Consider the following 9306-nt stretch of genomic DNA (forward strand, 5'->3'; position numbering starts at 1 on the left):
GTTCCGTCGGCGTTCCACTTCACCAGATCACCGGTGCGATACATCCGCTCACCCGCACCACCGAACGGACTCGCCACAAACCGCTCCGCCGACAGTCCCGGACGGCCCACATAGCCGCGGGCCAGTTGGCCACCGGCAAGGTAGAGCTCGCCCGCCACTCCGGGGGGTACCGGTTGGAGTGTGGCGTCCAGTACGTAGGTCTGGGCATCGGCCATCGGAGTGCCGATGTGTGGCTCTGTCTTCTCGTCTGCCGCGAGTGGGCCGCTGGTCGTGGCGCAAACAGTCGACTCGGTTGGTCCGTAGGCGTTGACCAGTGCGCGTTCGGGTGCCCATTGGGCGACCACGTCTCGGTTCAGTGCCTCGCCGGCCGAGACCAGAGTGGTGACGGTAGGCAGGCTCTTCGGATCCATGACCGCGAGGACTGCGGGGGGCAGCGTCACGTGGGTGACCGCGTGCTCGGCGACTGTTCTGGTGAGGCTCGGTCCGGGCGTCATCTGATCTGCTGTGGCCAAGACCAGGAGAGCGCCGGTGCATAGGGTCACGGCCCACTCGGAGACGGCAGCGTCGAAGCTTGGTGAGGCAAACTGCAGGACTCGACTGGTCGGCTCGACAAAGAAGCGTGCTGTCTGGCCTGCTACCAGTCCAGCGACGCCTCGATGATGGATCATTACGCCCTTCGGGCGGCCGGTGGAGCCGGAGGTGTAGATGACGTATGCAGGGTGGGCAGGCAGGAGGGCGCCGTTTCGGTCCGCATCGGTCAGGTCTGATGTGTCCAGGGCCGCGAGGATCGACTCGGTCTCCGGGGCGTCGAGAACCAGGTGCCCGTGCTTCTGCGGGAGCGTTTCGGATTCGATGACGGAGCGTCGGGTGATGACGGTGACCGGCTGGGAGTCGTGAAGCATGTAGGCGATGCGGTCCGTGGGATAGTCCGGATCGATGGGGACGTAGGCTCCGCCAGCCTTCATGATGCCCAGTACAGCGATGATCAGGTCAGTCGACCTAGGCATCGCGATGCCGACGAGGGACTCCGGGCCGACTCCTCGCTGAACGAGAAGGCGTGCTAGCCGGTTCGCCTGCTTGTTCAGCTGGGCGTAGGTGAGTTCGTTTCCGTCGAAGACGATCGCCGTCGCATCCGGAGTCTGCAGGACCTGCGTCTCGAAGAGCTGCGGAATAGTGCTTGGCGTCACCTCTTGGGTGGCGTCGTTCCACTCTTCCAGGATCTGGTGGCGCTCTGCGGAGGAAAGAATGGCAAGGTCCGCTACGGGCGTTTCGGGTCGTTCGACGAGTTCGGCCAGTAGGTGGAGGTACCGTCCGGCCACTGCCTGTGCGGTCGAGTGGTCGAGTAGGTCGCTGGCATAGGTGATGTTGCCGTGTAGTCCGGTGGGAGTTCGGTCTTCGGTGTGGGTTTCGGTGAGGGTGAGGTCGAGGTCGAACTTGGCTGGTGTTTGGGTGCTGGGTAGTGCCTGGATGTGGAGTTGTGGCAGGTCGAGGGTGGGGTTGGCGTTGTTCTGGAGGGTGAGCATGGTTTGGAAGAGGGGGTGGCGTGCCATGGAGCGGGTGGGTGCGAGGTCTTCGATGAGGCGTTCGAAGGGCACGTCCTGGTGGGCGTAGGCGGCGAGGACTGTTTCCCGGGTCTGGGCGAGCAGTTCGAGGAAGGTCGGGTTGCTGCTCAGGTCGGTGCGGATGGCGAGGGAGTTGACGAAGAAGCCGACGAGGTCGTCCAGTGCGTCGTCGGTGCGTCCGGCGACCGGTGTGCCGATGGTGATGTCGTTTCCGGCGCCAAGGCGTGACAGCAGTGTGGCCAGCGCGGCCTGCAGCACCATGTAGAGGGTCACGTTCTCGCGGTGTGCGAGAGCGACCAGACGCCGGTGGACCTCACCTTCGACGTTCAGGGGGACTACGCCACCGCGGTGTGTGGCTACCGCGGGGCGGGGGCGGTCGAAGGGGAGAGCAAGTTCCTCCGGAGCACCGCCCAGACGCTCACGCCAGTAGGTGAGCTGCTGGTTGAGGAGGCTGTCGGCGTCCGTCTCGTCTCCGAGGAGATCTCTTTGCCACAGTGCGTAGTCGGCGTACTGGACCGGGAGCGGTTCCCACACCGGGGCTACACCTTGAAGGCGGGCGCGGTAGGCCTGTGACATATCCCGTGCCAGCGGTCCCATCGACCACCCGTCACCGGCAATGTGATGCACCACCAGCACCAACACATACTCGTCAGGCCGTATCCGCAGCAGCCGGCTGCGCAGCGGGATGTCGCAGGCCAGGTCGAAGGCGTACCCGGCCGCCTCCGTCACCGCCGCCGTCACGTCCGTCTCGGCCAGGTCCACCACCGGCATACCCACCAGCGCGGCATCCGGTTGCAGGACGTGTTGGCTCGGGCGGCCGTTCACCAGTGGGAATACCGTGCGCAGCACTTCGTGGCGGCCCACCACATCGTTCAACGCCGCCGCGAGCGCATGCGTGTCCAACGCTCCGGATATGCGTAGCACCAGCGGAATGTTGTAGGTCGGACTCGGACCTTCCAACTGCCCCAGGAACCACAACCGCTGCTGCGCAAACGACAACGGCACCAACTCCGGGCGGGTGATCCGGTCGAGGCGGGTGCGGGCGGTGTCGGCCTGCTGGAGTGTCCGTGCCAGGGCGGCGACGGTGGGAGCTTCGAAGATCGCCCGGACGGGGACCTCGATCGCCATGATCGTCCGGATGCGGCTGACGAGTCGGGTGGCCAGGAGCGAGTGGCCGCCCAGTTCGAAGAAGTTGTCGTCGACGCCTATCTCGTCGAGGTCCAGGACCTCGGCGAAGGCCGCGCACAGAAGGCGTTCCTGGGACGTGGAGGGAGCACGTCGTGTCGCGGCGCGGGAGTAGTCCGGGGCGGGCAGCGCCTTGCGGTCGAGTTTGCCGTTCGCGGTGAGCGGCAGCGCCTCCAGCACCACTGTCGCCGCGGGCACCATGTACTCGGGCAGCATCGCCGCCACATGCGTCCGCAAGGCAGCCGGGTCGGCGGCTGCGCCACTCGCCGGCACGACGTACGCGGTGATCCTCTTGTCGCCGGCGGTGTCCTCGCGCACCACAACCGCACACTGGCCGACAGACTCGTGTGCCGTCAGTGCGGCTTCGATCTCCCCGAGCTCGATACGGAAACCCCGCACCTTCACCTGATCATCGGTACGGCCGAGATAAGCGAGCGTTCCGTCGGCGTTCCACTTCACCAGATCACCGGTGCGATACATCCGCTCACCCGCACCACCGAACGGACTCGCCACAAACCGCTCCGCCGACAGAGAGGGTCGCCTGAAGTAGCCTCTGGCCAGCTGTACTCCGGACAGGTACAGCTCCCCGGGGACGCCTGCGGGGAGGGGCTGGAGGGATGCGTCCAGCACGTATACCTGCGTGTTGTCGGTGGGTCGGCCGATCGGTGTCGGGCCGTCGTCGGGGCCCATGGGCCGGCCGGTCCACGCGGTCACGGCGATGGTGGCTTCGGTGGGTCCGTAGAGGTTGTGCAGGGGCACGTCGAGCAGGCTGTCGAATTCGCGGTGCAGTTCGGGGGGCAGCGCCTCACCGATGCAGATCACCAGACGCAGGTCAACGCAACCGCGGGCCATGGGCTCGTTGAGGAACAAGCGGAGCATCGACGGAACGAACTGGACGACTGTCACCCGTTCGTCCTGGATGAGTCCGGTCAGGTAGCGGGCGTCCCGGTGGCCGCCCGGTCGGGCCACCACCATCGTGGCGCCTGATACCAGCGGCCAGAACAGCTCCCATACCGAGACGTCGAATCCGACTGGCGTCTTGTGCAGGACGCGGTCGGTCCCGGTCAGCTTGTACTCACGCTGCATCCAGGCGAACTGGTTGGCTACGCCTATGTGGGAGACAGTGACGCCCTTGGGTCGGCCGGTGGAGCCGGAGGTGTAGATGACATAGGCCGGGTGCTCGGGCAGCAGGGTGGCATTGCGGTCCGCGTTGATCAGATTCGTTGCGTCTTGATCAGCCAGAAGCGACAGCGTTTCCGGGGCGTCGAGGAGCAGGGCGGCCGTGCTGTGCTGTTCGGGCAGCACACGCGTTTCCTGCACGGATCGCTGCGTGATGACGGCGGCGGGTCGGGCGTCGTCGAGTATGTAGCCAATGCGGTCCGCGGGGTAGTCCGGGTCGATCGGTACGTATGCCCCGCCGGCCTTGAGTACGGCCAGCAAGGCGACGATCAGGTCTGCCGATCTGGGCAGAGCGACCGCGACCAGCGATTCGGGGCCGACACCCTGTTTGGCCAGGACCCTGGCGAGTCGGTTGGCTCGCTCGTTCAAGCCTGCATAGGACAGTTCCTCTCCTTCGAAGACGACGGCAGCAGTATCCGCTGCGACGCGCGCCTGCGTTTCGAGGAGTTCCGGAAGGGTGGTCGGCGCTACCTGTGCCGCGGTGTCGTTCCACTCCTTGAGGATGCGGCTGCGTTCTGTAGCCGCGAGCACGTCGAGGCCGTCCATCCTGATGTGAGGATGGACGATGAGCGTGGCCAGGACGCGAAGGTAGCGCTCCGCCAGGTGCTCGACCGATCCGCGGTCGAACATGTCGGCCGCGTACGTGATCTTGCCGTGCAGTCCAGCCGGAGATCGGTCAGGGGCGTAGGTTTCGGTCAGGGTGAAATCCAGATCGAACTTCCCTGGCGCCTGGGCACCTTGCAGTGCCTCGACATGGAGTCCCGGCAGATCGAGGGTGGGGGCCGTGTTGTTCTGCAGAGTGAACATGACCTGGAACAGCGGGTGGCGGGCCATGGTTCGGGTGGGCGCGAGGTCTTCCACCAGGCGTTCGAACGGCACGTCCTGATGAGCCAGGGCGTCCAGGTTGGAGTTGCGCACCCGCGCGAGGATGTCCTGGAACGTCGGATTGCCCGACAGATCTGCCCGGACGACCAGGGTGTTCACGAAGAACCCGACAAGGTCGTTGAGGGCTTCGTCGGTCCGCCCTGCCACGGGCATCCCGAGGGGTACGTCTGTTCCCGCGCCGAGGCGGGACAGCATCACCGCGAGTGCGGCCTGCAGGATCATATGAACTGTGACGTTCTCGGTCCTCGCCAGCGAAGCCAGTTGTTCGTGGAGGAGGCCGTCGACCTCGAGTGGGACGACGCCGCCACGGTGTGTGGCTACTGCCGGGCGGGGCCGGTCCGCGGGGAGGGCAAGTTCCTCAGGCGCGCCGTCCAAGGCTTTCCGCCAGTAGGTCAGCTGCTCGTTGAGCAGGCTGTCTGGATCTCTCTCGTCGCCCAGTAGGTCCTTCTGCCACAGGGTGTAGTCGGCGTACTGGACTGGCAGCGGCTCCCACACCGGAGCTGTAGCACCGAGCCGAGCCCGGTAGGCCAGCGACACATCCCGCGCCAATGGTCCCATCGACCATCCGTCGCCGGCGATGTGATGCACCACCAGCACCAATACGTGCTCATTCGGGCCTAGCTCGATCAATCGTGCCTGCAACGGCACGTCACGCGCCAGGTCGAAGGAATGCTGCAGCGACCTCGCGATCACATCAGCCAGCTCGCGCTCCGTCGCCCTCCGCACCGGGACGGTGACCGACACCTCGTCAGGCTCGAGGACGTGCTGGTGAGGCGTGTCGTCCGTCACGGGAAATATCGTGCGCAGCACTTCGTGCCGTGACACGACATCGTTCAGCGCCGCCGTCAGCGCCGCACGGTCCAGTGAACCTGTCAGCCGCAACACCATCGGGATGTTGTAGGTCGGGCTCGGCCCCTCCAGCTGAGCCAGGAACCACAACCGCTGCTGCGCGAACGACAAGGGAATCATGAAGGTCTCTCTGAAGAACGAGGTGAGTAGCTTTGTTTCGCGGCGCGCCTCGCCGCAGACGAGTGTCGCGGCAGTCCGAGTGGAGAACGCTGCGCCTTAAATGGATGACGGTGTGGGGAAGTTCGCCCGGCCTGAGGTCCGGGGAAGATGTGCGGGTTGCCCCATCTCACTCATGGGTGGGCTGCAGCACTAGACCGCTGCCCAACCCACTACTGTCCTCTTCCCAAGCCGTCCAACTCAGGGGTGGGTTGCAACCCTGGACGATCAGTGCTTTTCCATGGCCGCGATCAGGGACTTCGGGCGCATGTCGGTCCAGGATGCCTCGATGTAATCGAGGCACTCCTGCCGCCCCGCCTCACCAAAGGCGATTTCCCATCCATCGGGAACGTTCACGAAATCTGGCCACAGGGAGTGCTGGCCTTCGTCGTTGACCAGTACGAGGTAGCTCGCGTTTTCGTCCTCAAACGGGTTCGTCATGTTTCTGACCTTTCTTCGGTGAGTGCTTCTTGTTTGCTGTGGGGTGGCATGCAGGCCACCCCTTACTGTGGCGTCGGATCACATAAGAATCCGTTGCCTCGCGAAAAGATCCGCCAGGAGGTTGTGGACTTCATCGATGAGGTAGAAGTGGCCACCTTCAAACGCGCGTGCGTGAAAGTCCGACTGTGTCGCCGCGGACCAGGCCATCACCGCATCTCTGTCGAGATCGGCATCATCGATTCCGTAGTATGCGACGATCGGCACGTCAAGAACGAAATCATTTCTCGGCGCGTGCGCTTCGTATCGTTCCAGCAGACGGTAGTCCGCTCGAATAGCGGGAAGCACGAGTTCACGCAGGGAAGGGTCGAGCAGGACCTCGGTCTCTGTGCCTCCCATATCGGTCAGCGCCGCGATCAGTTCGCGGTCGCTCACTTCTGCAAGACCGGGCTTCTTCTTGCCTCCCGGTCCCTCACGCCCGGAAACGAAGAGTCCGTCCAACGCCCGGCCCTGTTCTGCCCTGAGATGAACAGCGAGTTCGTAGGCGATCGACGCTCCCATGCTGTGCCCGAAGAAGATTATGGGGACATCGAAGAGATCAACGGATGCCGCAGAGAGTTCTGCGACCAGCTCCTCCATCGTTTCTGCGGGAGCATCGAGGAACCGGGCTTCTCGCGCCGGATACTGAACCGCCATCAGTTCTACACCGTCTGGAATCAAGTGAGCCCAGGTGCGAAAGAAATTGGCGGTCCCCCCAGCGTGCGGAAAGCAGACCAAGCGCAAGTCGGGTGCCGATGAGGCCTTGATGGTTCGAAACCAGCGACTGGTAGGTGTGGCGCGAGTCAAGACGTGATTCGGATTCACTGTGACCCACTCCTTTCTGACCGAGGCCGCAGTGCGGGCCTGGCCTTCTTCTTCGGCGCACTTCCCATCGAATCAGCCAGCCCTGCCACTGTGGGGGTTTCAAAAAGGGATCGAATCGGAACTTCTACGCCAGCTACAGTGCGGATGCGAGCAACAAGGCGGGTGGCGAGGAGGGAGTGACCGCCCAGCTCGAAGAAGTTGTCGTCCACTCCGATGCCCTCAACCCCCAAAATCTCTTCGAACAGCCCGTGCAGCATCTTTTCCTGCTCTGTGGATGGTTCCCGGCGGGCTGTGCCGGCTGTGATGTATGTGGGTGCGGGGAGGGCTTTGCGGTCGAGTTTGCCGTTGACGGTCAAGGGCAGGGCGTCGAGGGTGACGATCGCTGACGGGACCATGTATTCGGGCAGGTGTGTGTGCAGGGCGGCCTTGATGGCGGCGGTGTCGAGTGCGGGAACGGCCCCTTCGGGGCTGACGACTGTCGGGGTCGTGTAGCCGACGATCCGCTTGTCTCCGGGAGTGTCCTCGCGGACGATCACGGCAGCCTGGGCGATGCCCGGCTGGGCCAGGAGTGCGGCTTCGATCTCGCCGAGTTCGATGCGGAAGCCGCGGACCTTGACCTGATCGTCGGTACGGCCCAGATACTCGAGCTGCCCGTCGGTGTTCCACTTCACCAGGTCGCCGGTGCGATACATCCGCTCACCCGCACCACCGAAGGGGTTCGCCACGAACCGTTCCGCCGACAACCCCGCACGGCCCACATAGCCGCGGGCCAGCTGGATTCCGGCCAGGTAGAGCTCGCCGGGAACGCCCGCGGGCACCGGCTGCAGCCGGCTGTCCAGGACGAACACCTTCGTGTTCCACACAGGCCGGCCGATCGCGACAGCCGTGGGCGGGGAAGGCTTGTCCCACGTCCAGGCGGTGACGTCGATCGATGCCTCGGTCGGACCGTAGAGATTGTGCAGCGGCACCCGGAGCAGTTCACGGAACCGCTCGTGAAGGTCGAGTGGCAGTGCCTCACCGCTGGTGAACACCGCTTTCAGCCCCGTCACCTCAGCGGCTGCGGGCTCCTGGAGGAACACCTGCAGCATCGATGGCACGAAGTGTGCGACCGTCACCTGCTCACGGCGCATCACCTCCGCCAGGTAGGCAGGGTCCTGATGCCCTCCCGGCCGGGCCACGACCAGCGTGGCACCTTCCAGCAGAGGCCAGAAGAACTCCCACACCGACACATCGAAACCAAACGGCGTCTTCTGCAGGACACGGTCACCTGGACGCAGACCATAGGCACCCTGCATCCACGCCAGCCTGTTCACCACACCGCCGTGCTCCACCACCACGCCCTTAGGACGCCCGGTCGACCCCGACGTGTAGATGACATACGCAGGATGCCCCGGCACCAACACCGCACCACGCTCGGCATCGTTCAGGTCAGCACCATCTATTCCAGCGAGAAGTGCGACATTCTCCGGAGCGTCGAGAACCAACCGCCCGCCGGCATGCCGCTCAGACAGCACACCAGATTCCAGGAATGAAGCCCGCGTGATGACGACAGTTGGCTGGGCGTCATCCAGCAGGAAATTGACTCGCTCGCGGGGCAGGGTCGAGTCGATGGGCACATACGCGCCACCGGCCTTCACTACTGCCAGCAGCGCCACCACCAGATCCACCGACCTCGGCAACGCCACCCCGACCAAGGACTCCGGACCGACTCCCTGCCGGACGAGGAAACGCGCTAGCTGGTTTGCTTGCGTGTTCAGTTCGGCGTAGGTGAGTGCCTGTCCTTCGAAGAGGACGGCGGTGGCATCAGGAGTCCGCAGCACCTGTGTTTCGAAGAGTTCGGGGAGGGTTGTCTCCGGAACGTCGGTCGTGGTGTTGTTCCACTCCTGAAGGATGCGGCGACGCTCGGCGACGGTGAGGACATCGATCTCGTGCAGGGCCGGGTCGATGCCCGGCATCTCGGAGTGGGCGTCCAGGGCGTCGGCGAAGCTCTCCGCGGTGGTCTCGATCGCAGCAGTCAGCCAGCCGGGTTCAACCAGGCCACTGGCCTGCACCGTGACCGTGAATCCTTCACCAAGGTCGTCGACCATGACCGACACCGGGTAGTTGGTGCGTTCGTGGACGTGGAGGAGGGTGATGCCTTCCAACTGCTCGGCCGGGCTGGTGGGGGCACTGTGCCGGTAGTTGAGCA

General features: G+C 64.6%; 4 protein-coding genes. All 4 read right to left on the reverse strand.

Annotated features, from left to right (window positions below; genetic code table 11):
- Positions 1-5780, reverse strand: a 5780-nt coding sequence (locus tag ACFV0T_RS41880; RefSeq protein ID WP_385790769.1) for an amino acid adenylation domain-containing protein, incomplete at its 3' end; no start/stop codon positions are given.
- A gap of 264 nt (positions 5781-6044) precedes the next feature.
- Positions 6045-6257: an MbtH family protein gene (locus ACFV0T_RS41885; RefSeq protein ID WP_385790771.1), complete on the reverse strand. Its 213-nt coding sequence runs from the start codon at positions 6255-6257 to the stop codon at positions 6045-6047.
- Positions 6258-6335: 78 nt separating this feature from the next.
- A complete protein-coding gene (locus tag ACFV0T_RS41890) occupies positions 6336-7118 on the reverse strand; it encodes a thioesterase II family protein (RefSeq protein WP_385790773.1) in 783 nt (260 codons plus the stop codon).
- Positions 7115-9306 (reverse strand): amino acid adenylation domain-containing protein (locus ACFV0T_RS41895; RefSeq protein WP_385790775.1); only part of this gene is annotated, 2192 nt, incomplete at its 5' end. The genes ACFV0T_RS41890 and ACFV0T_RS41895, both read right to left, overlap by 4 nt.

Source organism: Streptomyces sp. NPDC059582 (assembly GCF_042735715.1).
In the GTDB taxonomy this organism is placed as follows: domain Bacteria; phylum Actinomycetota; class Actinomycetes; order Streptomycetales; family Streptomycetaceae; genus Streptomyces.

Coding starts and splice junctions, on each gene's coding strand:
- ACFV0T_RS41885 (WP_385790771.1), bottom strand. CDS start 6,257: ATGACGAACCCGTTTGAGGACGAAAACGCGAGCTACCTCGTACTGGTC.